Source organism: Streptomyces sp. NPDC006174 (assembly GCF_040614075.1).
In the GTDB taxonomy this organism is placed as follows: domain Bacteria; phylum Actinomycetota; class Actinomycetes; order Streptomycetales; family Streptomycetaceae; genus Streptomyces.
Genome location: NZ_JBEXTJ010000013.1, coordinates 100,937 through 127,118 on the forward strand (window position 1 = coordinate 100,937; position 26,182 = coordinate 127,118).

The 26,182-nt window shown below is 70.3% G+C and carries 20 protein-coding genes, 1 tRNA gene and 1 pseudogene; 10 read left to right on the forward strand and 12 right to left on the reverse strand.

Features of this window, described 5'->3' with window-relative positions; all coding sequences use genetic code 11:
• Window positions 1-35 precede the first annotated feature (35 nt).
• The gene (locus ABZ267_RS26795) at window positions 36-1,667 is read right to left on the reverse strand and encodes a beta-N-acetylhexosaminidase (protein ID WP_356751388.1); all 1,632 of its coding nucleotides are present in this window, start codon (window positions 1,665-1,667) and stop codon (window positions 36-38) included.
• Between the two features lie 133 nt (window positions 1,668-1,800).
• Between ABZ267_RS26795 and ABZ267_RS26800 the strand changes: the two genes are divergently transcribed.
• The 3 genes from ABZ267_RS26800 to glmS all read left to right on the forward strand — a co-directional run bounded on the left by ABZ267_RS26800 (window position 1,801) and on the right by glmS (window position 4,960).
• Window positions 1,801-2,685: a DUF4429 domain-containing protein gene (locus ABZ267_RS26800; protein WP_356751390.1), complete on the forward strand. Its 885-nt coding sequence runs from the start codon at window positions 1,801-1,803 to the stop codon at window positions 2,683-2,685.
• 86 nt (window positions 2,686-2,771) lie between these two features.
• Window positions 2,772-3,047 (forward strand): hypothetical protein, encoded by a 276-nt coding sequence (locus ABZ267_RS26805; protein ID WP_003968990.1) that lies wholly within the window; start codon window positions 2,772-2,774, stop codon window positions 3,045-3,047.
• Window positions 3,048-3,130: 83 nt separating this feature from the next.
• Window positions 3,131-4,960 carry a glutamine--fructose-6-phosphate transaminase (isomerizing) gene (gene glmS / locus ABZ267_RS26810; RefSeq protein WP_356751392.1) on the forward strand — a complete coding sequence of 610 codons (1,830 nt, stop codon included), beginning with the start codon at window positions 3,131-3,133 and terminating at the stop codon, window positions 4,958-4,960.
• A gap of 86 nt (window positions 4,961-5,046) precedes the next feature.
• On the opposite strand, the gene ABZ267_RS26815 is transcribed toward glmS, so the two are convergent.
• Together ABZ267_RS26815 and ABZ267_RS26820 are read right to left on the reverse strand one after the other, a co-directional pair.
• A complete protein-coding gene (locus ABZ267_RS26815; RefSeq protein ID WP_356751394.1) occupies window positions 5,047-5,568 on the reverse strand; it encodes a universal stress protein in 522 nt (173 codons plus the stop codon).
• 547 nt (window positions 5,569-6,115) lie between these two features.
• Complete coding sequence (locus ABZ267_RS26820; RefSeq protein ID WP_356751396.1) at window positions 6,116-6,280, reverse strand: hypothetical protein; 165 nt, start codon at window positions 6,278-6,280, stop codon at window positions 6,116-6,118.
• A gap of 183 nt (window positions 6,281-6,463) precedes the next feature.
• Here ABZ267_RS26820 and ABZ267_RS26825 point away from each other — a divergent pair, with 183 nt between their 5' ends.
• The 3 genes from ABZ267_RS26825 (at window position 6,464) to ABZ267_RS26835 (ending at window position 8,506) form a co-directional block, all read left to right on the forward strand.
• Entirely contained in the window at window positions 6,464-7,684 is a 1,221-nt protein-coding gene (locus ABZ267_RS26825; RefSeq protein ID WP_053561135.1) for a helix-turn-helix domain-containing protein, read from the forward strand.
• Window positions 7,685-7,694: 10 nt separating this feature from the next.
• Complete coding sequence (gene orn / locus ABZ267_RS26830; RefSeq protein WP_356751398.1) at window positions 7,695-8,300, forward strand: oligoribonuclease; 606 nt, start codon at window positions 7,695-7,697, stop codon at window positions 8,298-8,300.
• Window positions 8,301-8,433: 133 nt separating this feature from the next.
• A tRNA-His gene (locus ABZ267_RS26835) sits at window positions 8,434-8,506 on the forward strand.
• Window positions 8,507-8,562: 56 nt separating this feature from the next.
• Here ABZ267_RS26835 and ABZ267_RS26840 read toward each other — a convergent pair.
• The 6 genes and pseudogenes from ABZ267_RS26840 to ABZ267_RS26865 form a co-directional block, all read right to left on the reverse strand.
• Window positions 8,563-9,705, reverse strand: a pseudogene (locus tag ABZ267_RS26840) (TerD family protein); the annotation flags it as partial.
• A gap of 134 nt (window positions 9,706-9,839) precedes the next feature.
• The gene (locus tag ABZ267_RS26845; RefSeq protein ID WP_356751400.1) at window positions 9,840-10,874 is read right to left on the reverse strand and encodes a LacI family DNA-binding transcriptional regulator; all 1,035 of its coding nucleotides are present in this window, start codon (window positions 10,872-10,874) and stop codon (window positions 9,840-9,842) included.
• Window positions 10,875-11,040: 166 nt separating this feature from the next.
• Window positions 11,041-12,498 carry a GH1 family beta-glucosidase gene (locus ABZ267_RS26850; RefSeq protein ID WP_356751402.1) on the reverse strand — a complete coding sequence of 486 codons (1,458 nt, stop codon included), beginning with the start codon at window positions 12,496-12,498 and terminating at the stop codon, window positions 11,041-11,043.
• A 171-nt stretch (window positions 12,499-12,669) separates the two neighbouring features.
• Window positions 12,670-13,593: a carbohydrate ABC transporter permease gene (locus ABZ267_RS26855; protein WP_356751404.1), complete on the reverse strand. Its 924-nt coding sequence runs from the start codon at window positions 13,591-13,593 to the stop codon at window positions 12,670-12,672.
• A complete protein-coding gene (locus ABZ267_RS26860) occupies window positions 13,590-14,615 on the reverse strand; it encodes a sugar ABC transporter permease (protein ID WP_356751406.1) in 1,026 nt (341 codons plus the stop codon). Before ABZ267_RS26860 ends, ABZ267_RS26855 begins: the two co-directional genes overlap by 4 nt.
• A gap of 168 nt (window positions 14,616-14,783) precedes the next feature.
• Window positions 14,784-16,109 carry an extracellular solute-binding protein gene (locus tag ABZ267_RS26865; RefSeq protein WP_356751408.1) on the reverse strand — a complete coding sequence of 442 codons (1,326 nt, stop codon included), beginning with the start codon at window positions 16,107-16,109 and terminating at the stop codon, window positions 14,784-14,786.
• Between the two features lie 375 nt (window positions 16,110-16,484).
• Here ABZ267_RS26865 and aspT (ABZ267_RS26870) point away from each other — a divergent pair, with 375 nt between their 5' ends.
• From aspT (ABZ267_RS26870) to ABZ267_RS26880, 3 genes are read left to right on the forward strand one after another with little or no spacing between them, the layout of a single operon-like run.
• Complete coding sequence (gene aspT / locus ABZ267_RS26870) at window positions 16,485-18,161, forward strand: aspartate-alanine antiporter (RefSeq protein ID WP_356751410.1); 1,677 nt, start codon at window positions 16,485-16,487, stop codon at window positions 18,159-18,161.
• A gap of 1 nt (window position 18,162) precedes the next feature.
• Window positions 18,163-19,866 (forward strand): aspartate-alanine antiporter, encoded by a 1,704-nt coding sequence (aspT, locus tag ABZ267_RS26875; protein WP_356751412.1) that lies wholly within the window; start codon window positions 18,163-18,165, stop codon window positions 19,864-19,866.
• A 23-nt stretch (window positions 19,867-19,889) separates the two neighbouring features.
• Window positions 19,890-21,560: a bifunctional aspartate transaminase/aspartate 4-decarboxylase gene (locus ABZ267_RS26880; protein WP_356751414.1), complete on the forward strand. Its 1,671-nt coding sequence runs from the start codon at window positions 19,890-19,892 to the stop codon at window positions 21,558-21,560.
• Between the two features lie 96 nt (window positions 21,561-21,656).
• Here the strand turns inward: ABZ267_RS26880 and ABZ267_RS26885 are convergent, their stop codons facing one another.
• The 3 genes from ABZ267_RS26885 to ABZ267_RS26895 form a co-directional block, all read right to left on the reverse strand.
• A complete protein-coding gene (locus tag ABZ267_RS26885) occupies window positions 21,657-23,150 on the reverse strand; it encodes a cellulose binding domain-containing protein (RefSeq protein WP_356751415.1) in 1,494 nt (497 codons plus the stop codon).
• 144 nt (window positions 23,151-23,294) lie between these two features.
• A complete protein-coding gene (locus ABZ267_RS26890) occupies window positions 23,295-24,740 on the reverse strand; it encodes a HAMP domain-containing sensor histidine kinase (protein ID WP_356751417.1) in 1,446 nt (481 codons plus the stop codon).
• On the reverse strand, window positions 24,737-25,453 hold the full coding sequence (locus tag ABZ267_RS26895) for a response regulator transcription factor (RefSeq protein ID WP_356751419.1): 717 nt from the start codon (window positions 25,451-25,453) through the stop codon (window positions 24,737-24,739). Before ABZ267_RS26895 ends, ABZ267_RS26890 begins: the two co-directional genes overlap by 4 nt.
• Before the next feature lie 143 nt (window positions 25,454-25,596).
• Between ABZ267_RS26895 and ABZ267_RS26900 the strand changes: the two genes are divergently transcribed.
• Window positions 25,597-26,175 carry a hypothetical protein gene (locus tag ABZ267_RS26900; RefSeq protein ID WP_356751421.1) on the forward strand — a complete coding sequence of 193 codons (579 nt, stop codon included), beginning with the start codon at window positions 25,597-25,599 and terminating at the stop codon, window positions 26,173-26,175.
• The last annotated feature ends 7 nt before the right edge of the window (window positions 26,176-26,182 follow it).

Here is a 26,182-nt window from a genome sequence, read left to right on the forward strand (position 1 = left end):
CCCGAGGACGGTCCCTCGGGCGCTCACCTCTTTTCTCACCGGTCCCAGTCCACCTGCGGTGAGCGGTAGAAGTCGATCCCGAGCGCGGTCAGCCGCGGCCCCTGAGCGGCGAGGCGCACCTTGTACGTGTCCCAGTCCCGGGCCGCCGCCGGTGACCAGCCGATCTCGGCGGCGCCGAGCAGCCGCGGGAAGGCCATCGCCTCGATCTCCGCGCTGTTCGTCAGCGTCTCGGTCCACAGCGGCGCCTCGACCCCGAGAACGGCCTCCTGCGGAGCGCCTTCCAGATAGGTCGCCGGATCCCAGTCGTAGGACCGCTCCACCTCGACCAGACCGGCCCAACTCAGGCCGAGCGGTGTGTCCTTGGTGTACTTCATGTCCAGGTAGACCCGGTCGGCCGGCGAGAGCACCAGCCTGGTGCCGCTCCTCGCCGCGTCCGCCACCTGCCGGCGCTCGGCGGCGCCCGTGCGGTCGTAGCCCCAGTACTGCGCCACCGCGCCCTTCACCGGCACCGCACCGGTCAGCTGGTGCCAGCCCATCACCGTCTTGCCGTACTTCCCGACGACCGCCTGCGCCTTCGCCATGAAGGTGACGTAGTCCTCGTGGCTGGTGGCGTGCGCCTCGTCGCCTCCGATGTGGAGGTACGGCCCCGGGGTGAGCGCCGCGAGTTCACGCAGGACGTCGTCCACGAAGTCGTACGTCACCGGCTTGGGCACGCAGAGCGAGCTGAAGCCGACGGTGGTCCCGGTGTAGAGCGGCGGCGCGATGCCGTCGCAGTTCAGCTCGGCGTAGGAGGCGAGGGCCGCGTTGGTGTGGCCGGGCAGGTCGATCTCCGGGACGACCTCCAGGTAGCGGGAGGCGGCGTAGCGGACGATCTCGCGGTACTGCGCCTTCGTGTAGTAGCCGCCGGGCACGCCGCCGACCTCGGTGGAGCCGCCGTACGTGGCGAGCCGGGGCCAGGAGTCGATGGCGATCCGCCAGCCCTGGTCGTCGGAGAGGTGCAGATGCAGCTTGTTGACCTTGTAGAGCGCGAGCTGGTCGATGTACCGCTTGACCTCGGCGACCGGGAAGAAGTGGCGCGAGACGTCCAGCATCGCGCCTCGGTAGCCGTAGCGCGGCGCGTCCGTGACGGTGCCGCCCGCGATCTTCCACGGCCCCTTCTGCCGGCTGTCGGCCTCCACCCGGTCCGGGAGGAGCTGGCGCAGCGTCTGGACGCCGTGGAAGAGCCCGGCCGGGGCGCGGGCGGTGATGGTGAGCGCGGCGGGCGTGGAGCGCAGCCGGTACCCCTCCTCGCCGAGGCTCCGGTCCCGCGAGCCCAGCTCCAGCCGGATGCCGCCGGGGCCCGGCCGGCCGGTGACGGGCAGCGCGTAGCCGGTGGCCGGGCGCAGGAGCTCCGCCAGGTACGTCCCGATCCGCCGGACCTCGCCGGAGTGGCCGGTGACCCTGATCGGGGTCGTGGAGGTGATGACGTACGGGGAGCCGCCCGGCGCCACCTTCGCGGGGACGGGCACGAGCTGTCCGAGCGGGCGAGGTGCGGAGGCGGCCGCGACCGAGGAGGTGGCGGCGGTGGTGGAGAAGGCGGCCGCCACGACGAGCAGGAGCGTGGAGAGGAGCCTGGTGAGGGTTCCGGGCCGGGCCTTCGGGGTCGTACGTCGCTGTCGCTGTCGCACAAGCCTGTCCCTTCGACGGGTCCTACCTGTGGATCTCGGCGCAACCGAACGCGCCGACCATGCGTATCGCGGAGCGGTGCACGGGTCAAGGACCGGGCCCGCTCCCTCACGCCCGGCTGGCAGAATCGCGGGCATGGCAGAAATTATCCAGCGCGACGGAACGTGGACGTTCGACGGGGAGACGGTACGCATCGTGCCGGGCGGCAAGGCGCATCCGGTCCGGCTGGCTCTGGGTGAACTGGCCGTTCCCGTACAGGCCTTGGCGGGTATCTCGTTCGAGCCGGAACGCAAGGGCGGCCGGCTGCGGCTCCGGCTGCGTGGCGGCGCCTGCCCGGTGCTGCGGGCCGCCGACGGCCGCCTGAAGGACGGCGCCGACCCGTACGTCCTGGCCGTGGAGAAGGACCGTACGGGCGTGGCGGAGTACTTCGTGGACGAGGTCCGCAACGCGCTGCTGATCGAGCAGGTGCCCGAGGGCCCGGTGGACCGGTTCCTGCTGCCGGGGCCCTCGCTGCCGGTCTCCGGCGGAGGCGGCGACGGTACGGCGTCCTTCGACGGCGGGACCGTACGGCTCACCTGGAACTGGAAGGCCGAGGAGTCCAAGACCGCGAGCGGCCCGGCGACGTTCCCGCTGGCGCGGATCGCGGGCGTGCGCTGGCTGCCGTCGATAGGCCTGGAGAACGGCTATCTGCGGTTCGAGCCGGTGGACGGTCCGGTCTCGGCGCCGCCGAAGTACGACCCGTACTCCCTGGAGCTGTGGGGGCTGTCCAAGAAGGAGTACACGGCGGTCGTGGTCGCGGCGGCGGTCCTGGCCCGGCTGCCGCAGGCCCGTACGGCCGTGGACGCGCCCGCCGAGGCTCCGGCCCTCACCAAGACGGCCGCGCCCGCCGCCGAACCGCCGGCCGCCGATCACGACGCGCTGTTGCGGCGGCTGCGGGAGCTGGGCGAGCTGCACCGGGCCGGAGTCCTCACGGATGAGGAGTTCAGTACGGCGAAGCACGCGATCCTGAGCCGGATGTGACCGTTTCGAGTACCTCCACAGACCCCTCCTGCCCGATATCGGGCAGATTTCTTGCATAGGAGCGGTTCGGCAAGCAATATCGACGGGTGCTTGAACGCCGCTCGTCGCACGACGACCTCATCGACCACCTCGTCCGCTCCACCGCGCTCCAGCGCGGCGAGGCGGCCCGGGTGATCCTCGACGTGCTGGCGTACTTCGACGAGAGCACCGACGACTTCGTCCGGCGCCGCCACCGCGAACTGCAGTCCGGCGGCCTGGTCAACACGGAGATCTTCGAGCGGATCGCGGCCGAGCTGCCGCACCGCGCCGTGGCGCCGCCGGAGCTCTCGCTCCGCCAGCTGCGCCGCATCGTCTACGGCTGAGCGGCCGGGCGCCCGTGCGAGGGGCGCGGCACGCAGGCAGGCACAGACAGGTACGTGTACGTCGATGGAGGGGTGAAGAATCCATGTGCGGGATCGTCGGATACATCGGGAAGCGTGATGTGGCACCGCTGCTGCTGGAAGGCCTGCAGCGGCTGGAGTACCGGGGTTACGACTCCGCGGGCATCGTCATCACCGGCAAGGCGGCGGCGGGCAAGCCGGGCGCGCTGAAGATGGTCAAGGCCAAGGGCCGGGTCCGCGAGCTGGAGGCCAAGGTCCCCAAGCGGTTCGCCGGCACCACCGGCATCGCGCACACCCGCTGGGCCACCCACGGCGCCCCGAGTGACGAGAACGCGCACCCGCACATGGACGCGGAGAACAAGGTCGCCGTCGTCCACAACGGGATCATCGACAACGCCTCCGAGCTGCGCGCCAAGCTCACCGCCGACGGCATCGTCTTCCTCTCCGAGACCGACACCGAGGTGCTGGTCCACCTGATCGCCCGCGCGCAGGCCGACACGCTGGAGGAGAAGGTCCGCGAGGCGCTGCGCCACGTCGAGGGCACGTACGGCATCGCCGTCCTGCACGCCGACTTCAACGACCGCATCGTGGTCGCCCGCAACGGCTCGCCGGTCGTCCTCGGCATCGGCGAGAAGGAGATGTTCGTCGCCTCCGACGTCGCCGCGCTGGTCGCCCACACCCGCCAGGTCGTCACGCTGGACGACGGCGAGATGGCCACGCTGAAGGCCGACGACTTCCGTACGTACACGACGGAGGGCTCGACCACGACGGCGACGCCGACCACCGTGGAGTGGGAGGCCGAGTCGTACGACATGGGCGGCCACGACACGTACATGCACAAGGAGATCTCCGAGCAGGCCGACGCCGTGGACCGCGTCCTGCGCGGCCGGATCGACGACCGGTTCTCCACCGTGCACCTGGGCGGGCTCAACCTGGACGCGCGCGAGGCGCGCGGGGTGCGCCGGATCAAGATCCTCGGCTGCGGCACCTCGTACCACGCGGGCCAGATCGGCGCGCAGCTGATCGAGGAGCTGGCCCGGATCCCGGCCGACGCCGAGCCGGCCTCCGAGTTCCGCTACCGCAACCCGGTCGTCGACCCCGACACCCTGTACGTGGCGGTCTCGCAGTCGGGTGAGACGTACGACGTGCTCGCCGCCGTCCAGGAGCTGAAGCGCAAGGGCGCGCGGGTCCTCGGTGTGGTCAACGTGGTCGGCTCCGCGATCGCGCGGGAGGCCGACGGCGGTACGTACGTCCACGCCGGTCCTGAGGTCTGCGTGGTCTCCACCAAGTGCTTCACCAACACGGTGGTCGCCTTCGCGCTGCTCGCGCTGCACCTGGGCCGCATCCGTGACCTCTCGGTCGCCGACGGCAAGCGGATCATCGACGGGCTGCGGAAGCTGCCGGAGCAGATCAGCGAGATCCTGGCGGGCGAGGACGAGATCAAGCGGCTGGCGGCGGAGTACGCGGACGCCAAGTCGATGATGTTCATCGGCCGGGTGCGCGGCTATCCGGTGGCCCGTGAGGCCTCGCTGAAGCTGAAGGAGGTCTCGTACATCCACGCCGAGGCCTATCCGGCCTCCGAGCTGAAGCACGGCCCGCTCGCGCTGATCGAGCCCGCGATGCCGACCGTGGCGATCGTGCCGAACGACGATCTGCTGGAGAAGAACCGGGCCGCGATGGAGGAGATCAAGGCGCGCAGCGGCCGGATCCTCGCCGTGGCGCACCAGGTCCAGGAGAAGGCCGACCACACCATCGTCGTACCGAAGAACGAGAACGAGCTGGACCCGATCCTCATGGGCATCCCGCTCCAGCTCTTCGCGTACCACACGGCCCTCGCGATGGGCCGGGACATCGACAAGCCGCGGAACCTGGCGAAGTCGGTGACGGTCGAGTAGTCGGCCGTACGACGAGTTGGGCCCCGCACCGTCGTGACGACGGTGCGGGGCCCAACTCGTTGTAGGACAAGGGTTCCTGGAGGTGCTCAGGGGATGACGATGACCGGGCGCTGGGCGCGGCGGGCGAGGCGGCCCGCCACCGAGCCGAAGATCCGGCCGACGATGCCGTGCGTGGAGCCGACGACGATGGCGTCGGCGGAATACTCGCGGCCGACCTCCTCCAGCTCGTGGCAGATGTCGCCGCCGCGCTCCACCAGCACCCACGGGACCTCGGAGAGGTAGTCCGCGCAGGCCAGCTCCAGGCCGAGGACCTCGGTGCGGTGGTCGGGGACGTCGACGAAGACGGGCGGCTCACAGCCGGCCCAGACCGTGGTCGGGAGCCGGTTGGCCACGTGGACGATGATCAGGCCCGAGCCCGATCTGCCGGCCATGCCGATCGCGTAGGCGAGGGCCCGCCCGCTGGAGGTGGAGCCGTCGAAACCGACCACCACTCCGTGCCGGAAGGCGGGATCGCACGCAGGGCGCGCTTCTTCGACCGTCCGCGGCTCCGACCGAGGGTCGGCTACCTGCTTGCGGTCCTTGGGTTCAGGGATTTCGTGACCGGCCATCGGTATCTCGGCGAAGAGAGTCCTCGTGAGGAGGGAGCGGTTTCGAGAGGTGCTCAGCTGGAGGTGCGGCTCTGTCCGGGAATAATCTTCCCAACCCCATACCCCTAAGGGTACGGCGCCACTCCTCCACCGCCCAGACCCCCGCAAAAGCACGCGTGACGTTGGAGGGAGCATGCCCGAGGCGGTCCGGTATGGCAATGCCGGGTGTGTCGTACACGGGCCTTCGCGGGACGGGATTAGGGCGGCCGCCCTGTTTTCCGGCGTGCCGGGCGGCGGTACGGAGCATCAGGACGCCGCCGCGACGGGCCGTGCGGGCCGACGGGCCGCACCGCCGATTCCGATCGCCCGCGGTCCATCGGTCGGTAATCCGGTTGCCGCCGTCTCAGGAGTCACTTCAGCCCCGCCGGACCGTCATGTCCCGTACCGGTGGCCCGAACCCGCCGCGTCTCGCCGGGCCGAGGGAGCGCACCGGGGCGGCCGTCAGGCGGAAGTTGTGCGCCCGGCGTGACTGGAACCAGCGCACACAACCGTTCATTTTCAGCCAACTTCACATCCCGGCCGAACCCTTCGCGGAATGGCCGGAGAGCCCACCGCCCACCAGGCAGGAAGAGACCGCGCGGTACGCTTTCACCCGACGCGGACGGGCCACCTTCGCGAAGGGCACTTCCCTGTGCGCTTCGCGGGTGAAACGCTTCGTGATCGAACGCTTCACGCCACGTTTCCTTATCGACTTAACGCCGGTGGGGGAAGGTGTCACGGCAGGGTCACGCGACGCAGTAGATTCGATCTTGAAAATCGGGGGGCTGGGGAACCGTGCGAAACCGAGGGGAAACGTGCAGGAGCGGCAGGCCCGTAAGGACCAGGGAGACGCGAACACCGAGGGGGGCTTAGCGTCATGAGCCAGGACTCCGCCACCGCGACGGAGGCCGCACGCAAGCTGACCGGGCGGCGACGCCGGGAAGTCGTTGCCGTGCTGCTCTTCAGCGGCGGCCCTATCTTCGAGAGCTCCATCCCGCTCTCCGTTTTCGGAATCGACCGGCAGGACGCGGGAGTTCCCCGCTACCGGCTGCTGGTTTGCGGCGGCGAGGACGGACCGCTGCGCACGACGGGTGGACTCGAACTGACCACGCCGTACGGCCTGGAGGCGATCAGCAGGGCAGGCACCGTGGTGGTGCCGGCCTGGCGGTCGATCACTTCGCCGCCGCCCGCCGAGGCCTTGGACGCGCTGCGGCGCGCCCATGAGGAGGGCGCCCGCATCGTCGGCCTGTGCACGGGAGCCTTCGTGCTCGCGGCGGCCGGTCTGCTGGACGGCCGGCCGGCCACCACGCACTGGATGTACGCGCCGACGCTGGCCAAGCGCTATCCGTCGGTGCACGTCGATCCGCGCGAACTCTTCGTGGACGACGGCGATGTGCTGACCTCCGCCGGTACGGCGGCGGGTATCGACCTCTGCCTCCATATAGTCCGCACCGACCACGGCACCGAGGCGGCGGGCGCACTGGCCCGCAGGCTCGTCGTACCGCCGCGGCGCAGTGGCGGGCAGGAGCGCTACCTGGACAGGTCTTTACCTGAAGAGATCGGCTCCGACCCGCTCGCCGAGGTCGTGGCCTGGGCGCTGGAGCATCTGCACGAGCAGTTCGACGTGGAGACGCTCGCGGCGCGCGCCTACATGAGCAGGCGGACCTTCGACCGCAGGTTCCGCTCGCTCACGGGGAGCGCACCGCTCCAGTGGCTGATCACCCAGCGGGTGCTTCAGGCACAGCGGCTGCTGGAGACCTCCGACTACTCGGTCGACGAGGTCGCCGGACGCTGCGGCTTCCGCTCACCGGTCGCGCTGCGCGGGCACTTCCGCCGCCAGCTCGGCTCCTCCCCCGCCGCGTACCGGGCCGCCTACCGGGCCCGTCGTCCGCAGGGGGTGGCGGAGAGCGCCGCGACGGTGCTGGAGACGGTCGTGCCCAGCCAGGGCTCGCCGTCCGGCCGCAGGGGCGCCCCGATGGGCTCCTCGGCTCCGGTCTCCGTGGCGGCGTCGGCGGGCTCCTCGGAGCACTCGCTGCCGGTCCCCGACGCGTACGTTCCCGGGCGCCCGGCCCTGCCGGGACAGCGGAGCGCCCCGTAGGGTGGGGCGCATGAACGACCGCATGGTGTGGATCGACTGCGAGATGACCGGGCTCTCGTTGACGGACGACGCACTCATCGAGGTGGCCGCCCTGGTCACCGACTCGGAGTTGAACGTGCTCGGCGACGGGGTGGACATCGTGATCCGCCCGCCGGACGCGGCCCTGGAGACCATGCCCGAGGTGGTGCGGCAGATGCACACCACCTCGGGCCTCCTCGACGAGCTGGCCCAGGGCACCACCCTGGCCGACGCCGAGGAGCAGGTCCTGGCGTACGTCCGCGAGCATGTGAAGGAGCCGGGCAAGGCCCCGCTCTGCGGAAACTCGGTCTCCACCGACCGCGGCTTCCTGGCGCGGGACATGCGGGAGCTGGAGGGCTATCTCCACTACCGGATCGTGGACGTGTCCTCGGTCAAGGAGCTGGCCCGCCGCTGGTATCCCCGGGCGTACTTCAACAGCCCGGAGAAGAACGGCAACCACCGGGCACTGGCGGACATCCGCGACTCCATCGCGGAGCTCCGCTACTACCGGGAGGCGGTCTTCGTCCCGCAGCCCGGCCCGGACTCGGAGCGCGCCAAGGAGATCGCGGCGCGTCACGTGATCCGCGCCGCACCGTAGCGAACCGTCCGCGGCGCATCGGAGAAATCCGCTGGTCACGGCCGTGCGAACGGCCCCGGGAAACAGGGGCGCGAGCACCCTCCCGGACCCTGTACACTTTTTCTCGGCCGGTCGGAAACGACCGGGCGACACGGTGGGTATAGCTCAGCTGGCAGAGCACCTGGTTGTGGTCCAGGATGTCGCGGGTTCAAGTCCCGTTACTCACCCTGAGAGAAGGGCCCCGGTCTTCGGACCGGGGCCCTTCTTCATGTACGGAGGCCGGTCAGCCGGCCGGCTCCTCGCTCCGGGAGCGGCGGGCCGGCGCCTCCATATGGGCGACGACCTGGGCGTGGAAGCGGTCCACGGCCTCGTCGACGCTGCGGATGAAGCCCGTCTCGGCGGCGCCCCGGCCGTTGCCCATGCCCTTGAACAGGGAGAGCCGGAAGCCGGTGATCTGCGCCCCGTCCTTCGGGACGATGTCGGCGGGCTCCGGGCGCAGCCGCTCCAGCGTGCCGCGCGGGCCGGGGGACGGGCCGTCTACAAGCGTCTCGATGTGCAGGTCGGCAGGGGCCTCGGCCAGCCGCCGGATCAGCCGCTTGACCCGGCTGAGGGGATAGCCCGGCCCGGCGGACGGGATCTCGATCGACGTACGGAGCTTGCCGGTGCGCAGGTCGGCGGTGATGGCCAGGACGCCCGGCGTGCCCTCGATCCGGATCTCCGCGTTGAGCCGTCCCTGTTCGCAGAGGTGGTCGGCGAGCTCGGTGCGGCGGGTCCGCGGGTCGGAGCCGCGCCGGGTGCGCTGGACCGGCAGGACCTTCTGTCCCAGCTCACCGCCGAGCCGCAGGCAGACCTGGCGGACCAGGCGCTCCCAGTTCTCGATGACCTCCAGCGCCCGCGCGTCGCCCTGGCACAGAGTCTCGTCGTCGATGCCCCGGCGCACCGGGACCCAGGCGGCGCCCATGTTCTGGAAGCCGTGGCAGCCGGAGTTCTCGTGCTGGAGGTAGTGGAGCAGCTCCTGGAGCAACCAGGCGTGGGCCGCGTTGCCGACGCCCTCGTGGCGGATCAGCATCTGCGCCTGGTGCACGACCTCGGCCCAGGACAGGTGCCAGAGGGCCACCTTGTGCTTGCGCCGGCCGTCGATCCGTACGTCGACGAGCGGGCTGCCTTCGAGCGCCACATCGTTGGAGAGCGTGATCACCGCCTCGTATCCCCGGCGGGCGGCGATGTCCATGTACGCCTGCACCTGGTCGGGCTTGAGCGCGTTCCCGTTGGTCTTGGTCTCGACGAGCGCCGTCCACAGCTTGCCCGCCCGCTCGACCCGGATCACCCCGTCCGGCCGCCGCGGCGACTCTCCGTGCGGCAGCGTCACCCCGGTGTACGTCTCCATCCGGCCGGCCGGAGCGCCGAACCCGGCGGTGAGGCGGCGAACGCACCCGGCAGCCCGTTGCGTGAGGTGTGTGGTGCGTCACACATTCGCCGTACGCAGCGAACATTAGCCGTCGGAGCGGAGACGCGTGAAGAACTGGTGAAATCCGGAGGCCCGGCTACCGCTCAAGGCGATCACGACGAGTCGCGCACCACCAGTTGCGTAGGCAGCACCACCGTCGGCCGCTCCTCGCCCACGCGTCCCGCGATCTCTTCCAGGAGCAGTTCGGCCATGCGGCGGCCCATCTCCTCGATCGGCTGGCGGACGCTGGTGAGGGCCGGGTGCATGTGGCGCGCGACCACCGAGTCGTCGAAGCCGATCAGGGCCACGTCCTCGGGGATGCGGCGGTCCGCTTCGCGCAGGACCTGGCGGGCGCCGGCCGCCATCACGTCGGAGGCGGCGAAGACCGCGTCCAGGTCGGGGCGGCGGGTCAGGAGTTCGCGCATCGCCCGCGCGCCGCCCTCCTCGGTGAAGTCGGCCGGCGCGATGAGGCGTTCGTCCGGCGGCAGGCCCGCGGCGGCGAGGGCGGCGCGGTAGCCGTCCAGGCGGCGCTGGGCACCGTAGACCTCCAGACGGCCGGTGATCGTGGCGATCGAGCGGCGGCCCCGGGAGATCAGGTGGTCGACGGCGGCCCGCGCGCCCTCGAAGTTGTCCGAGTCGACCGAGGTCAGTGGCTCGGCCCCGTGCCGGGCGCCGCTGATCACGCACGGCATACCCAGCTGTTCCAGCAGCTCCGGCAGCGGGTCGTCCGCGTGCACCGCCACCAGCAGGACCCCGTCGACCCGGTGCGCGGTCAGGTACTGCGCCAAGCGGCGGCGCTCACGGTCGTTGCCCGCCAAGGTGAGGAGCAGCTGCATCTCGGTGTCGGCGAGGGCCGCTCCGACACCGCGCACTATGGCGGAGAAGTACGGTTCGGCGAAGAAGCGGGTCTCCGGCTCCGGCACCACCAGCGCGATGGCGTCGGTGCGGTTGCCGGCGAGAGCGCGGGCGGCGCGGTTGGGGACGTAGCCCAGTTCGGCGACGGCCGCCTCGACCGCCTCGCGGGTCGCTTCGCTGACCCGGGGTGAGCCGTTGATGACGCGGGAGGCGGTGCCGCGGCCGACTCCGGCTCGGGCCGCCACCTCTTCGAGCGTGGGCCGCCCGCCGTTCCGTACTCGCGCTGCCGCCATGGCTGCCTCCCCGTTCCCGGTCAATTTCTCACAGCCGTACAGTCAATCCAAGTCCTGGATCGATCACTCCGACGAGCGTACGGACAGTGTATTGGGAGCGCTCCCAAGACCGGATGAAGGCGTGGGCCCCGGTATGCCGCCACCGGGACCCACAGCGCTCAAGGCGTCACACCTCCGGCGGCAGTCCGTGGCGTGCGATCACCTCGCTGTACCAGTGCGCGCTCGCCTTCGGCGTGCGGAGCTGGGTCTCGTAGTCGATGTGGACCGCGCCGAACCGCTTCGCGTAGCCGTATCCCCACTCGAAGTTGTCCATCAGCGACCAGAGGAAGTAGCCGCGCACGTCGGCACCGTCGGCGACCGCACGCTGCACGGCGGCGAGATGGCCACGCAGATAGGCGATCCGCTCCGGGTCGTGGACCTGGCCGTCCGCGTCCACCACGTCCTCGAAGGCCGCGCCGTTCTCGGTGACCATCAGCGGCAGGCCCGGGTTCTCGCGGGCCACGTCCATGAGGAGGGCGTACAGGCCGTTCGGGTCGACCGACCAGTTCATGGCCGTACGCGGCTTGCCTTCGGCGAGGTGGAAGGCGACGTGCTCCGAGCCGGGCCACGGTGAGTGGTCGCTGCTGCCGTGGCCGTCGTTGCGGGTGTCTCCGGCGCCGTCGTCGGGCGTGGAGACGATCGTGGGCGTGTAGTAGTTGACGCCGAGCACGTCGATCGGAGCGGCGATGGCGGCGAGGTCTCCGTCGCGGACCAACTCCCGCCAGTTCACGAGGCGTTCGGTGTCGGCCAGCAGGTCGTCCGGGTACGCGCCACGCAGCATCGGGCCGGTGAAGATCCGGTTGCCCACCGCGTCGATCCGGCGCGCCGCGTCCGCGTCCGCCTCACTGCCGGTGAGCGGGCGCACCTGGTGGAGGTTGAGGGTGACCGAGGTCTGCGCGGCGGCGGGGAGGTTGGCGCGCAGCGCCTCGGTCGCCCGGCCGTGGGCCAGGTTGAGGTGGTGGGCGGCCCGCAGCGCGGCGGCCGGTTCGGTGCGGCCGGGAGCGTGGACTCCGGAGCCGTAACCGAGAAAGGCCGTGCACCAGGGCTCGTTGAGCGTCGTCCACATCCCGACCCGGTCGCCGAGCGCGCGCGCCATGATGGCCGCGTAGTCGGCGAACCGCTCGGCCGTCGCGCGCTCCGGCCAGCCGCCCGCGTCCTCCAACTCCTGTGGCAGGTCCCAGTGGTAGAGCGTGGCGACGGGCGTGATGCCGGCCGCCAGCAGCTCGTCGACCAGCGAGCGGTAGAAGTCCAGGCCGCGTTCGACGGCGGGACCGCGGCCGGTGGGCTGGACGCGGGACCAGGAGACGGAGAAGCGGTACGCCTTGAGGCCGAGCCGCTTCATCAGCGCCACGTCGTCCCGGTAGCGGTGGAAGTGGTCGGCGGCCACGTCTCCGGTGTCACCGTTCAGGACCTTGCCGGGCGTGCGGCTGAAGGTGTCCCAGATGGAGGGCGTGCGGCCGTTCTCGGTGGCCGCGCCCTCCACCTGGTACGCGGCCGTGGCGGCGCCCCAGACGAAGCCCGTCGGGAAGGGGGCGAGGGCCGCTGGGGCCTGGTGCGGGGCGGTGTCGGATCGTACGACTGTCATGTGGGAGCGCTCCCAGAGGAGTAGGAGGAGGAGTGAGGTGGAAGGGGTGGTGCGGTCAGGGGGTGACCGCACCACGAAGTGGCGTCAGGGGGTGACCGCACCACGAAGTGGCGTCAGGGGGTGACCGCACCACGGAGTGGCGTCAGGGGGTGACCGCGCCACGAAGTGGCGTCAGCCCTTGACCGCGCCCGACATGATCCCGCCCACGATCTTCTTGCCGAAGACCACGAACACCACCAGCAGCGGCAGCGTGCTGATCAGCGCGCCGGCCATGACGATGGACTGGTCGGGCGTGTACGAGGCGCTGAGCTGGCCGAGCGCCACCTGGAGGGTCGGGTTCTGCTGGTTGAGGGCGAGGTAGGGCCAGAAGAAGTCGTTCCACGCCTGGACGAAGGTGAGCATCCCGAGCACCATCATCGCGGGACGGGCCACCGGCAGCACCACGCTCACCACGATGCGGAAGTTGTTCGCGCCGTCGATCTTGGCCGCCTCGATCAGCTCGTACGGCAGCGCCTCGATCAGGTACTGGCGCATGAAGAACACGCCGAACGCGCTCACCAGCGTCGGGAAGATCACCGATTCGAGCTGTCCGCCCCAGCCGAGGCCGGACATCATCATGAAGAGCGGGACCACGCTGAGCTGCGGCGGGATCGTGAGCGTGGCGATGACGGCGGTCATCAGCCAACCCCGGCCGCGGAAGCGCATCTTGGCGAACGCGTAGCCGGCGAGTGTGCAGAAGAAGAGCGTCGCGGCCGTGATGGACGACGAGACGATGACGCTGTTGAGGATCGCCTTGCCGAGACTGGCCTGCTCCCAGGCGGTGGAGATGTTCTCCACCAGCTTTCCGCCCGGCAGGAACGGCGGTGTGGAGGCGAGGACTTCGTCCTGGGTGCGGGAGGCGGCCACCAGGGTCCAGTACAGCGGCAGCAGTGAGCCGAAGCCGACGACGGCGAGCGCGATGTACGCGAACGGGCCGCCCTTCATCTGCTGGCCCGCGCCCATCCTGAAGCGGCTCGGCCGGGCCGGGCCGCCGCTCTTCGGTGCCGTCGGCGCGAGCTTCACGGGGGCGGTGGGAGTGGGGCTGGTCATGGTCATCGGGTCGCTCCCCTTCGGACCGCGGAGTCGGACGTGCGGACGACGTAGCGGCCGATGAGCCAGTTGACGGCCGCGATGAGGAGCAGGAGCGCGAGCATCGCCCAGGCGACGGCGGCGGCCGGACCGAGGTGTCCGAGGTTCCAGCCGTAGTTGTAGAGGTAGATGCTGAGCGTCTCGTACTGGTTCTCGTTGCCGCCGGTGGCGCCCATCGCGCCGCCTTCCAGCAGCAGCGGCTCACCGAAGAGCTGCATGGAGCCGATGGTCGAGATGACGATCGTGAACAGGATCGTCGGCCGCAGCGAGGGGATGGTCACCTTGAGGAACTGCTGCCAGCGCGAGGCGCCGTCCAACGAGGCCGCTTCGTAGAGGTCGTTGGGCACCGCCTGCATCGCCGCGAGGTAGATCAGCGCGTTGTAGCCGGTCCACCGCCAGATCACGATGATCGAGATGGCGAGCTTCGAAGTCCAGTGTCCGTTGGCCCAGTTGACCGGGTCGAAGCCGACGAGGCCGAGCGTCCAGTTGAGCAGTCCGCCGTCCGCCCGGAACACCAGAGCGAAGACGAGAGCGGCGGAGGCGACGGAGGTCGCGTACGGCGTGAGGATGATCGTGCGCCAGAACGTGCTGGCGCGCAGGCGGTAGTTGAGCAGGTGCGCGAGGCCGAGGGCCACCAGGAGCTGCGGGACGGTCGAGATGACGCCGATCAGGAAAGTGTTGCTGACCGAGGTCCAGAACTCCGGGTCGTGCAGGATCTTGTCGAAGTTCTCCCAGCCCACCCACTCCATGGAGTCCAGACCGGTCATCGAGACCCGGTGCAGCGCGATCCAGCCGGTGTAGAGGAGCGGGTAGAGGCCGAAGGCGCCGAAGATCAGGAAGAACGGCGCTATGTACGCGTACGGGGACGCCTTGTCATCGAACCGCCACAGCCGGCTGCGCCACAACTGCCGCCGCTCGGACGGTGGTTCCTTCTGCGGTTCGCGGGGCGGTGATGCGTACGCGTCCCGGGTGGGGGTCGAGGTTGCCACGGGCGGGAGTCCTTCCCTGGGGGCGCCGGCGTGCGGCTGATGATCGGGCGGCGGTACGACGGCGAGTGGCCGGCCGGGGCGGGCGGGCGTGACAGGAGGCGTCCGCCCGCCCCGGCGCCGGGTCCGCGCGGCGCCGGGTCAGGCCGGGCCGCGCGTGGCCGGGTCAGGTCAGCCGATCGCCTTGTCGATCGTGCGGACCGCGACGTCCCAGGCTGCGTCCGGCTTCGTGCCGCGCTGCTCCATGTTGTTGATCTGCGTGGAGATCGAGTCCTTGATCACGCCGTCCTTCGGGCCGAGCACCGCCTCGGGGATGGACTTCGCGCCGTCCGCGTAGATCTGGCCGATCGGCGCGTTGTTGAAGTACGGCAGGGTGGCGCTCTTCACGTCGGGCAGCTCGTAGGCGCCCTGGTTGGACGGGAAGACGCCGATCGCCTTGAAGACGGCGGCCTGCTGCTCGGGGGCGGTCAGCCACTTGACGAGCTTGGCGGCCTCGTCGACGTTCTTGCCGGACTTCGGTACGGCGAGGAAGGAGCCGCCCCAGTTGGCGGAGGTGGCGCCGGGCGCGCTGGTGATGTCCCACTTGCCCTTGTTGGCGTCACCGGCGTACGTGGAGATCTGGCCGGCCATCCAGGCCGGGCAGACCACGGTGGCGACGGTGCTCTTGCGCAGGGCCGCCTGCCACTGGTCCTCGAACTGGGCCAGGCCCTGCGTCAGCTTCTTGGACGCGGCCTCGGCGGCCAGGTCCCAGCCCTTCTGAACGCTGGAGCTCTCCTTGTAGACCGGCTTGCCGCTCGCGTCGTAGTACTGCTCGGGGCTGGAGCTGACGACCGCGTTGAACATGGCGCTGGCGGAGTCCATGAAGTACGTGCCCTTGGGCGCCTTCTTCTTGTACTCCTCGCCGAGTGCGAGGAAGTCCTCCCAGCCGCCGGCCGTCCGCTCGGCGACCTCGGCGCGGTCGGTGGGCAGGCCGGCCTTCTCGAACAGCTCACGGTTGTAGCAGAGCGACATGGGGCCGATGTCGGTGCCCGCGCCGATCACCGCGCCGCTCGGCGCGGTGGCCTGCTTGGCCTTCCAGGAGACCCACTGGTCGACGTCGATCACCTTGGAGAGGTCGGCGAAGGAGTCCGCCTTGGTGTCGACGATCTCCTTGATCCGGCCGACCTCGATGCCCTGGACGTCGGCGAGGCCACTGCCCGAGTTCAGCTGCTGGAGCAGCTTCGGGTAGTAGTTCTTCTCCTCGGCGGTGGTGTCCTCCTTGACCGTGATCTTCGGGTTGAGCTCGTGGTACTTCTCGAAGAGCCCGGCCTCCTTGTAGCCGAACTGGCCGAAGTCGGCCAGGGTCAGCGTGATGTTGCCGTCGGCGTCGGCGCCTTTGCTGCCGGAGTCGGACGAGCCGCCGCAGCCGGTGAGCAGCAGGGCGGTGACCGTCAGGCCCGAGGTGGCCACGATCGCGGTTCTCCGGCGTCGACCGGCAACGCTGCGGGTGATGCGCATTCCACTGCTCCTTGGTGCGGGGAAGTGTTCGGGAAGTCCTGCGGAAGGACGGGGAGGCCCTACGGGAGGACCGGGAAGCCCCACCGGACGGAAGCGCGCGGGATCCCCTCCCCATATTCGTGGGAGCGCTCCCATGCGCCGATGCCGGAAGGTTCCTGCCTCAAGGGGGTGGGTGTCAAGAGTTGAAGACGATTCCGTTGCCGAAGGATGTCCAGCGCGTCACGCGAGGGCCCCGGACCCGGCCACCCGTCGAGAGGTGAACGGGAGTCACCGGAGCGGGATGAAGTGCCAGGAGATCCCACCCCTGTTAATTTCACCCTTATGTCCCCTTTGATCATGTGCGCCGTCGACACCGGAATCGGTGGGTGACGCGGGATGGGCGTACTGCGCGACCATCCCGAACTGGCCCTCTTCTTCTGTCTCGCCGCCGGCTACCTGGTCGGCAAGCTCCGCGTCGGCCCGATCACGCTCGGCGGTATCTGCGGCACGCTGATCGTGTCGCTGCTGATCGGCACCCGGCACGTCAGCGTCGACGACGACGTCAAGACCGTCTTCTTCGCGCTGTTCATCTTCTCGCTCGGCTACATGGCCGGGCCGCAGTTCTTCGCCCACCTCAACCGCTCCAGCCTGCGCTTCTTCGCTCTCTGCCTGATCGAGCTGGTCTGTGTCCTCGGGATCGCCTACGGGCTCGCCAAGGTCTTCGATCTTGACGTCGGCACGGCGGCCGGGATCCTGGCGGGAGCGGCCACCGAGTCCGCCGTCGTGGGTACGGCCTCCGAGGCGATCGGCAAGCTCAGCGATCTGACCTCCGAGCAGATCACGCAGTACCAAGGGCATGTGGCGACCGCCTACACGGTCTGCTACCTGTTCGGCCTCATCACCATCGTCCTCTTCACCAGCCAGATCATGCCGATGCTGCTCCGCATCAACCTGGCCGACGCCTCGCGCGAGCTGTGGGAGAAGATGCGCGGCGGCCAGGCCGGGCTGGAGGCCGACGAGCGCGAGGCGCTGCCCGGCATGGTCGGCCGCACCTACCTGGTCACCCACGCCGACGGACGTACGGTCGGCGACCTGGAGAACTCGCTCGGCGGCCACATCACGGTCGAGGGCATCAAGCGCGGCAGCAAGCTGCTGACGCCCTCTCCGGAGCTGGAACTGACGCTCAGCGACCTCGTCCAGGTCGTCGGCCGACGCTCGGCGATCATCGAGGCGGGCCGCGAGATCGGCCCGGAGACCCCGGCCGTTCCGGGGCTCGACGCGCCGCTGGCCACCAGCCAGGTCGCCGTCACCGAGAAGGCCTCTGCCGGTTCGACCATCGACCGGCTGGAGAAGAGCCACCCGGAGTTCCGCGAGGACGGCGTCTACATCACCGATGTCCTCCGCAACGACCAGCACCTCCCGGCCAGCGGCGAGACCGTCCTCCAGCGCGGCGACGTCCTCACGCTGGTCGGCGCGCGCGGCGGGCTGAACCGGCTGGTCGCCAAGATCGGCGCGGTCGTCAAGAACGACTCCACCGACTTCGTCTACATCGGCTTCGGCATCGTCGCCGGCTCGCTCCTCGGCCAGATCGTGGTCAAGCTCGGCGACGTCCCGATGTCGCTCGGCACGGGCGGCGGCTGCCTGATCTCGGGCCTGGTCTTCGGCTGGTTCCGCTCCCGCAGACAGACCTTCGGCGCGTTCCCGCCGCAGGCCGCGAGCACGCTCAAGGACATGGGCCTGGCCGTCTTCATCGCCTGTACGGGACTGGCGGCGGGACCGCAGGCCTGGCCGCTGCTCAAGGAGTACGGCGCGCTGCTGCCGTTCGCCGGGATCGCCATGGTGCTGGTGCCCGCGACGATCTCGCTGATCGTCGGCCGGAAGCTGCTGAAGATCGAGAAACCACTGCTGATCGGTGCCATCGCCGGACAGCAGTGCTCGACCCCGGCGATCACCTCCATCACCCAGGTGGCGCAGAGCTCCGTACCGCTCCTCGGCTACACGATCACGTACACGCTCTCCAACTTCCTGCTGCCGCTGACCGGTCCCATCCTCGTCGGCGTGCTGGGGGCCTGAGGTGATCGACTTCCTCGACCGGAACATCTTCCAGCCCCATCCGGAGCTGCTCGTCTTCCTGGTCATCGCGCTCGGCTTCCTGCTCGGCAAGATCCGCTACCGGGCGATCGCGCTGGGTGCGGTGACGGGGTGCCTGGTGGCCGGGCTGGTGCTCGGCGCGCAGTTCAAGGTGGAGATCGACGACACGGTGAAGAACCTGTTCTTCATCATGTTCCTGTTCGCGCTCGGCTACCGGGTCGGCCCGCAGTTCTTCCGCGGGCTGAAGAAGGACGGCCTGCCGCAGGTGGTCAACGCGGTCGTGGTCTGTGTGACCGGGCTGCTGGTCTCCTGGCTCTTCGCGAGCCTGCTCGGTTACGGTCCCGGGCTCGGCGCCGGCCTGATGAGCGGCGCTCTCACCCAGTCGGCCGCGATCGGGGTCGCGCAGGACGCCATCGGTACGCTGCCGGGTCTGTCGGCCGACGAGGCGAAGACCCAGGCGAACCTGGTGGCCGTCGGCTACGCGGTGACGTATCCGCTCGGCACCATCCTCTGCGCGATGCTCCTGGCCAACGTCCTGCCCAGGCTCTACCGCCGGGACCTGGCCAAGGAGAGCGCCGAGCTCGCGGCCGAGCTGGACGCGCCGGACGAGAGCCCGGACGAAGGCGCCGGCTACTACGAGGTGGTGCTGCGCGCGTACCGCGTGGACCGGCCGGACCTGGTGGGCCGCTCGGTGGCCGACTTCGAGGAGCAGCAGAAGGGGCTGGGCCGCCGGATCTACCTCACCGGCGTCCGCCGGGACGGGACGGTCCTGGAGCACGACCAGTCCCGTACGCTCCGGCTCGGCGACACCGTCGCGGTCAGCGCGATCCGGGGCGACCTCGTCGACTTCGACCCCGTCACGCACATCGGTGCCGAGGCCGATGACGTCGAGCTGCTCGGCTACCGGACGGAGACGCTGCACGTCGTCGCCTCGGAGAAGGCGCACCTCGGGCGGACGATCGCGGAGGTGCGGCGGGAGCCGTTCATGGTCGGCGTCTACATCGACAAGCTGTACCGGGCGGGCGCCGAGTTCCCTTACCGGCTCTCCACATCGCTGGAACGCGGCGACACCTTGATCCTCACCGGCCCGGAACGCCTGGTCGGCCCGGCGGCGAAGGCGCTCGGCAAGCCGGTGCCGACGAGCTTCGCCACCGACATGGTCTGGGTGGGGCTCGGCATCTTCCTCGGCGGCTGCATCGGCATTCCGGCGCTGACCGCGGGCGGCGTGCCGATCTCGCTCTCCACCTCGGGCGGCGGGCTGATCATGGGCCTGGTCTTCGGATGGATCCGCGGGAAGTATCCGACGTACGGGAACGTGCCGCCGGGCGCCCAGTGGTTCATGGACACGCTCGGCCTCTGCCTCTTCGTCGCCGTCGTCGGCATCAACGCCGGTCCGAGCTTCACCAGCGGTCTCTCCACGGCGGGCTGGGGACTGCTGGTCTTCGGCGCGGTGGCCACCGTGGTCCCGCTGATCGTGGGTTTCCTGGTCGGCCACTACGTACAGAAGATCCGGTTCCCGGTGCTGATGGGCGTCCTGGCGGGCGGCCAGACCACCACGGCGGCGATCGGTGCCGTCAACGAGACCTCCAAGTCGCAGATCCCCACCCTCGGTTACACGATTCCGTACGCCGTCGGCAACGTCCTGCTGACGGTGTGGGGCGCCGTGATCGTCATCCTCAACCACTGACCCTGCACGGGAGCGGACACACCATGCCCAAGACCAAGCTCAGCCGGGAAGAGATCCGGTCCTTCGCGCAGCTCTCGCCGTTCGAGCTGAAGGACAAGTTCATCCAGATCGCGACAAAGGCGCAGAGCGACAAGCCGGGCCAGAAAGGCAAGACGACCCGCGCCATGCTCAACGCGGGCCGAGGCAACCCCAACTGGACCGCCACCGGCCCGCGTGAGGCCTACCACGCGCTCGGCTACTTCGCGATTCGCGAGTCCCGTCGGGTCTGGACGGCGGACAACCTCGGCGGGATGCCGGAGGAGGCCGGGTGCGCGGACCGGTTCGAGCACTTCGTCCGTACGCATCCGGAGCTGCCCGGCATCGAGCTGCTGAAGGCGAGCGTGGATCTGGCGGTGAAGCGGTTCGGCTTCGACCGGGACGCGTTCGTGCACGAGCTGGCGGACTCCTCGATCGGTGACAACTACCCGGTGCCGGACCGGATCCTGCGCCACACCGAGGAGATCGTGCGCGGCTACCTCGCGGACGAGATGTTCGACCACCGGCCGCCGGAGGGACAGACGCTGAGCCTGTTCGCGACCGAGGGCGGCACGGCGGCGATGTGCTACATCTTCGACTCGCTGATGAAGAACGGGATCCTGAAGAAGGGCGACCGGATCGCGCTGATGGTCCCGGTGTTCACGCCGTACCTGGAGATCCCGGAGCTGGACACGTACGGCTTCGACGTCGTCCATGTGGAGGCGAACCTGTTCACCGAGACCGGCGTGCGGCAGTGGCGCTATCCGGAGGAGGAGATCGCCAAGCTGGCGGACCCGTCGGTGAAGATGGTCTGCTGCGTCAATCCGAGCAACCCGCCGTCACTGGCGCTCTCTTCGCGGGTCACCGAGCAGATCGTCTCCATCGTCGGCGAGCGGAACCCGAACCTGATCATCGTGACCGACGACGTGTACGGGACGTTCGTCGAGGGCTTCCGCTCGCTCGCCGCCGACCTGCCGCGCAACACGCTGCTCGTCTACTCCTACTCCAAGCACTACGGAGCGACCGGCTGGCGGCTCGGAGTGATCGCGCTGCACGACGACAACGTGATCGACGCGATGCTGAAGGAGCAGAGCGCGGAGGAGAAGGAACGGCTCAACCGGCGTTACGGGACGCTGTCGTTGGAGCCGGAGAAGATGAAGTTCATCGACCGCATGGTGGCCGACTCCCGGCAGGTTGCGCTCAACCACACGGCCGGACTCTCGCTTCCGCAGCAGGTGATGATGGCGCTGTTCTCGCTCTTCGACATGCTGGACGAGGGCCAGGCGTACAAGCACCGCATCCGGGCCATCGTGCAGCAGCGTCTCGACCTCCTGCTGGAGGGCGTGCACATGAAGGTCTCGGAGGATCCGAAGCGGGCCGCGTACTACATCGAACTGGACCTGCTGGCGGAGGCGGAACGCGTGCACGGGAAGCCGTTCGCGGACTTCCTGGAGGCCAACTACGAGCCGGTGGACCCGCTGTTCCGGCTGGCCGAGCAGACGTCGGTGGTCCTGCTGAACGGCGGCGGCTTCGACGGGCCGGAGTGGTCGGTACGGGTGTCGCTGGCCAACCTGGACGACCTGGACTACCTGAAGATCGGCCACCATCTGCGGGCGATCTTCGACGAGTACGCGCAGGAGTGGCGGGCGGGTGACACATCCAGCCCGTCCGGCGTTTGAGGACATCTTTTCGGCACGGAAAGGGGCACGCCCCGGCCGGTGGTGGGGTGACCAGGCCGGGGCGCGCGCGTGGGGGGTGCGGGGTGGCTGATGGGGCTATCCGAAGGCGGCGAACGCCTTCGTGAAGGCCAGCGGCTCCTGCTGGATCGAGCTGCAGGTGGCGTCGGCGGCCGGCTTCGGCCCGCCCGGGCACGCCTTGTCCCGGGTGCCGGACCACATGGCCAGGCGGCCGATGCCCTTCTCCTGGGCGAACTTCACGACCTGGGTGGCGTCCTCGACCGTGAAGATCTCGGTGACGACGTCGTTCACGCCGATCATCGGCGTGACGGCGACGGCCTGCCACGCTGCGGCCTCGGAGAGCCCGAGCACGCCCTTGATCTGGGCCTGCGTGGCGGTCGCCGCCTGGATGGCGTACGCGCCCATGTCGTCGCTGTAGGCGGGCCCGTAGTCCATGGCCATGATGTTGACCGCGTCGACCCGCACGCCGTTCTTCCTCGCGTCGGCGAGCAGATCGACGCCGGGCTGGGTCAGTCCTTCGGGCATCACGGGCAGGGTGAAGGCGACGTCCAGGTCCGGGTACGTCTTCTGGAGCTGCGCGATGGCCTGGGCGCGGCGGGTGTTGGCGGCCGCGTCGGGGAGCGCGGCGCCTTCGATGTCGAAGTCGACCTCGGTGAGCTTGTAGACGTCGATGACCTTGCCGTACGCGGCGGCGAGATCGGCGGACGAGGCGCAGTTCAGGGCCAGTTCGGCGCCGGCCGCACCACCGAAGGAGACCCGGACGTCACCGCCCTCGGACCTCAACGCGCCGATCTGCCGGGCCACTTGATCGTCACCGAGCCCGGTCACGCCGCCCCAGAGCGGAGCGCAGCCGCCGCCGGAGGTGATGAAGGCGAGGTGGAACTCCTTCACTCCGGTCCTGGTGGCGGTGTCGAGGAGGTCGTACGCGGGATAGAGCGAGGTGTCGATGTACGGGGCGAACCGGGAGCCGGTTTCCCCGCCGCCACCGGGGCGACCGGTGGCGGTGGGGGCCGGCGTGGGGGTCGATGCGCTTGCGCTGGGGGACGCGGACGCGGTGGGAGAAGCGGCGGAGGAGGTGGGCGTGGGTGCGGTCGTGGGGGTGTTCGTCGGGCGGCCACTGGGGGTGGGGGCCGGGCCGCCGGCGGAGCAGGTGGCGTCGTTGATGAGGCAGGAGGCCGGGTCGCCCGCCGTACCGGTGGCGGAGGTGACGAAGCCGACGGTCACGGACTTGCCGGGAGCCAGCTCCTTGTCCCAGCTCGCGGGCTTCACGGTGACGCGGTTGCCGTGCACCGTGTGCTCGCCGTTCCAGAGCGAGCCGATCTTCGTGCCGGCCGGAAGATCGAACTGGAGCGTCCAGTCGGTGAGGGTCTTGTCGGTCTCGTTGGTGACGACGTACTGGCCGGTGTAGCCGCTGGTCCAGTCACTGGTCCGGGTGTACGCGGCCCCGACCGCCGCCGCCTGCGCCGTACCGGTCAGAGCGAGGACCGTACCGCCGACGACCGCCGCGGCGACGATCGCACCGACCGCCTTGGTACGGGTGCTCGCCGTGCGGCGGTGTGTACGGGAACCCATCAACGTGCCCTGCCTGCCTCTGTGTCCTGCGGATCTCTTTCGGGGTTGCGAGGAGCACGCTAGCGGCAGCGAAACGGACGAAGAGGGCGTTACGGACCGGAGTTGATGTTCTTAGGGTGCGCTTAAGGAACGCATGGGAGCGGGTTAATGATGGGCGCCGGGACCGGCCGTGGTGCGGGGTTCCTTGCGGCGTTGGCGGCCGAAGCGGCGGGTGACCCGGCGGCCGTGGCCGCGGCGGCCGCGTTCCGGGTCGGTGCCGTGCAGGCCGATCCAGATCCGGACCTCCGTGCCGCCGAGCACGGAGCGGCCGATGCGCAGGTCGCCGCCGGTGGACTCGGCGACCCGGCGCACGATGTCCAGGCCGAGGCCGGTGGAGCCGACCGCGCCCGGCTTGCTGGTGCCTCGGGCCAGGGCCGCCTTCGGGTCGGCGATGCCGGGGCCCGCGTCCGAGACGAGGACGATGACCGCCTCGCCGCTGTGGTGGACGTCGACGGCGAAGGCGGTGCCTTCGGGCGTGTGGCGGAAGACGTTGCCGAGCAACGCGTCGAGAGCGGCGGCCAGTTCGGGTCGGGCGACGGGGATGCGTACCGTACGGTCCACTCCCGCGAGCCGCACCTTCCGGCCCTCGTCCTCCGCCAGCGCCGACCAGAAGCCCATGCGTTCGCGGATCACCTCGGAGGCGTCGCACCCGGCGCCCGTCTGCACGCCCTGGGTCTGCGGGCGCTGTTCGCGGGCGGTCCGGATGATCGTGTCCACCTCGTGCTCCAGCTGCTCGACCGCCGCCCGGGTCTGGTCGGCCGCCGGGCCCTCGCCGAGCGACGCCGCGTTCAGCCGGAGGACGGTGAGCGGGGTGCGCAGGCGGTGCGAGAGGTCGGCGGCCAGCTCGCGCTCGTTGGCCAGGAGCTGGACGACCTGGTCGGCCATGGAGTTGAACGCCACGGCGGCGGACCGGAGTTCGGTGGGCCCCTCCTCCGGCACCCGGGTGGCGAGCCGCCCCTCCCCCAGGTCCTGAGCGGCGCCCGCCAGACGCTGGGCGGGCTGGACCATCCGGACGCCGAGCCGGTCCGCGACCGCCACCGAGCCGACGATGAGGGCCACGCCGACGCCCGCCAGGATCAGCCAGGCGGTGGCGACCCCGTTGGAGACCTCGCCCTCCGGGACGAAGACCTCCACGACCGCGATGTCACCGGTGGAGAGCGCGGTGGGCTGGAGGAGCGCGAAGCCGCCGGCGACCTCGGTGATGGAGGCGCGGCCGGCCTTCCGTACGGTCTCGACGTCCTTGGGGGTCGCGCGCCGGGTGCCGATGTCCAGCGCCTCGCCCACGGTTCCGTCCGCCGCCTTGTCCGGCGCCGGGACGTGGACGGCGAGCCGGCCCCGGTCGCCCGGTTCGGTGGAGAGGACGGCCCGGGTCAGCTCCTCGCGGTCGGTGGTGATGGAGAGCGCCGGAGCGATCATCGCGGCCTGGCGCTCGGCGTCGGAGAAGGCCCGGTCGCTGGCCATCTCCCGGATCACCAGACCGAGCGGTACGGCGAAGGCGATGACCACCATCGCGGTGACGGCGAGACACACCTTGACCAGCGCCCACCTCATGCGGGCGGCTCCACGGCCGGAGCGTCGGCGGGCGGCTGGAGCTTCACGCCGACGCCGCGCAGGGTGTGCAGATAGCGCGGCCGGGCGGCGGTCTCCCCGAGCTTGCGGCGGAGCCAGGAGAGGTGGACGTCGATGGTCTGGTCGTCGCCGTACGACTGCTGCCAGACCTCGGCCAGCAGCTCCTTACGCGCGACGACCACGCCCGGACGTCCGGCGAGGAAAGTCAGCAGGTCGAACTCGCGCCGGGTCAGGTCGAGTTCGGTGCCGTCCAGTTCGGCGCGGCGGCGCAGCGGGTCGATGGCGAGGCCGCCGACGCGGATGACCCGGGGCGGCGGCGCCTGGTCCCCGGCCGCGCGTGAGCGGCGCAGCACGGCGGCCATCCGGGCGGAGAGGTGCTCCACGGAGAAAGGTTTGGTCAGGTAGTCGTCGGCGCCGTCGTTGAGCAGCCGGACGATCTCGCTCTCGTCGTCCCGGGCCGTGGCGATGATCACCGGTACGTCGGTGATGGACCGCAGCATCTTGAGCGCCTCGGCGCCGTCCAGGTCGGGCAGGCCGAGATCGAGGATGACCACGTCGAAGCGGAAGTGCGCGACCTCGCGCAGCGCTTCGAGCGCGGTGCCCACACTCCGTACCGTGTGGGAGGCCTCACTGAGGTGCCGGATGAGGGCGGAACGTACGAACTGGTCGTCCTCGACCACGAGCACACTTGCCATGGGCGGCACCGTACGCCATGGTCGCGGCCCCGGTCCCGCCGCCGCCGGAAACCTCCGCAAAGGCCGGAACAGGAGAGGGCCGGAGCCGGAACGGAAGGTACCGGAGGGGACAGTCCAGGTGCGCGTGGTGCAGGATGTGCCCGATGCAACGAGGACTCGTACACGCGCTCGCGTGGTCGCTCGCCACCGGCGCGGCGGTCACGCTGTCGTGGTGGGGTGTGCACACGGTCATGACGGGGACGGCGTACGACCCGCCGCGGGCCGTGCCGGTCTCGGTGGGCGGCGGCGCACCGCAGCGGATCGGCCAGTCCACCGAGGAGCCGCTCGTCTCGTCCACGTACCGCACCTCGCCGTCACCTTCCCTCTCGCCGTCACCCTCGGCGCGCAGCAGCAGTCCGAGCCCATCACCGTCCACCGCGCGCCCCTCCCGTACGCCGTCGAGCGCCCCGCCGAAGCCGCCCGCGCCGTCCACGGTGGCCGCGAACTCCGGTGAGGTGAAGGGGTACCGGACCGACGGCGGCCGGGTCGTGTTCGAGCTGGGCAAGAGCTCGGCGAAGCTGGTCTCGGCGACGCCGGAGCCGGGCTGGTCGATGCAGGTGTGGACGAACGACGCCTGGATCCGGGTCGACTTCAGCGACGGCGGCGGAGAGGACGGGAAGACGTACTCGGTCTTCTGCACCTGGAACGGGACGCCGCCGACGGTGCAGGTCGTCGAACCGTAGGCCCTTC

Coding starts and splice junctions, on each gene's coding strand:
- ABZ267_RS26800 (WP_356751390.1), top strand. CDS start 1,801: ATGGCAGAAATTATCCAGCGCGACGGAACGTGGACGTTCGACGGGGAG.
- glmS (WP_356751392.1), top strand. CDS start 3,131: ATGTGCGGGATCGTCGGATACATCGGGAAGCGTGATGTGGCACCGCTG.
- ABZ267_RS26815 (WP_356751394.1), bottom strand. CDS start 5,568: ATGGCCGGTCACGAAATCCCTGAACCCAAGGACCGCAAGCAGGTAGCC.
- ABZ267_RS26825 (WP_053561135.1), top strand. CDS start 6,464: ATGAGCCAGGACTCCGCCACCGCGACGGAGGCCGCACGCAAGCTGACC.
- orn (WP_356751398.1), top strand. CDS start 7,695: ATGAACGACCGCATGGTGTGGATCGACTGCGAGATGACCGGGCTCTCG.
- ABZ267_RS26845 (WP_356751400.1), bottom strand. CDS start 10,874: ATGGCGGCAGCGCGAGTACGGAACGGCGGGCGGCCCACGCTCGAAGAG.
- ABZ267_RS26850 (WP_356751402.1), bottom strand. CDS start 12,498: ATGACAGTCGTACGATCCGACACCGCCCCGCACCAGGCCCCAGCGGCC.
- ABZ267_RS26855 (WP_356751404.1), bottom strand. CDS start 13,593: ATGACCATGACCAGCCCCACTCCCACCGCCCCCGTGAAGCTCGCGCCG.
- ABZ267_RS26865 (WP_356751408.1), bottom strand. CDS start 16,109: ATGCGCATCACCCGCAGCGTTGCCGGTCGACGCCGGAGAACCGCGATC.
- aspT (WP_356751410.1), top strand. CDS start 16,485: ATGGGCGTACTGCGCGACCATCCCGAACTGGCCCTCTTCTTCTGTCTC.
- ABZ267_RS26880 (WP_356751414.1), top strand. CDS start 19,890: ATGCCCAAGACCAAGCTCAGCCGGGAAGAGATCCGGTCCTTCGCGCAG.
- ABZ267_RS26885 (WP_356751415.1), bottom strand. CDS start 23,150: ATGGGTTCCCGTACACACCGCCGCACGGCGAGCACCCGTACCAAGGCG.
- ABZ267_RS26890 (WP_356751417.1), bottom strand. CDS start 24,740: ATGAGGTGGGCGCTGGTCAAGGTGTGTCTCGCCGTCACCGCGATGGTG.
- ABZ267_RS26895 (WP_356751419.1), bottom strand. CDS start 25,453: ATGGCAAGTGTGCTCGTGGTCGAGGACGACCAGTTCGTACGTTCCGCC.
- ABZ267_RS26900 (WP_356751421.1), top strand. CDS start 25,597: ATGCAACGAGGACTCGTACACGCGCTCGCGTGGTCGCTCGCCACCGGC.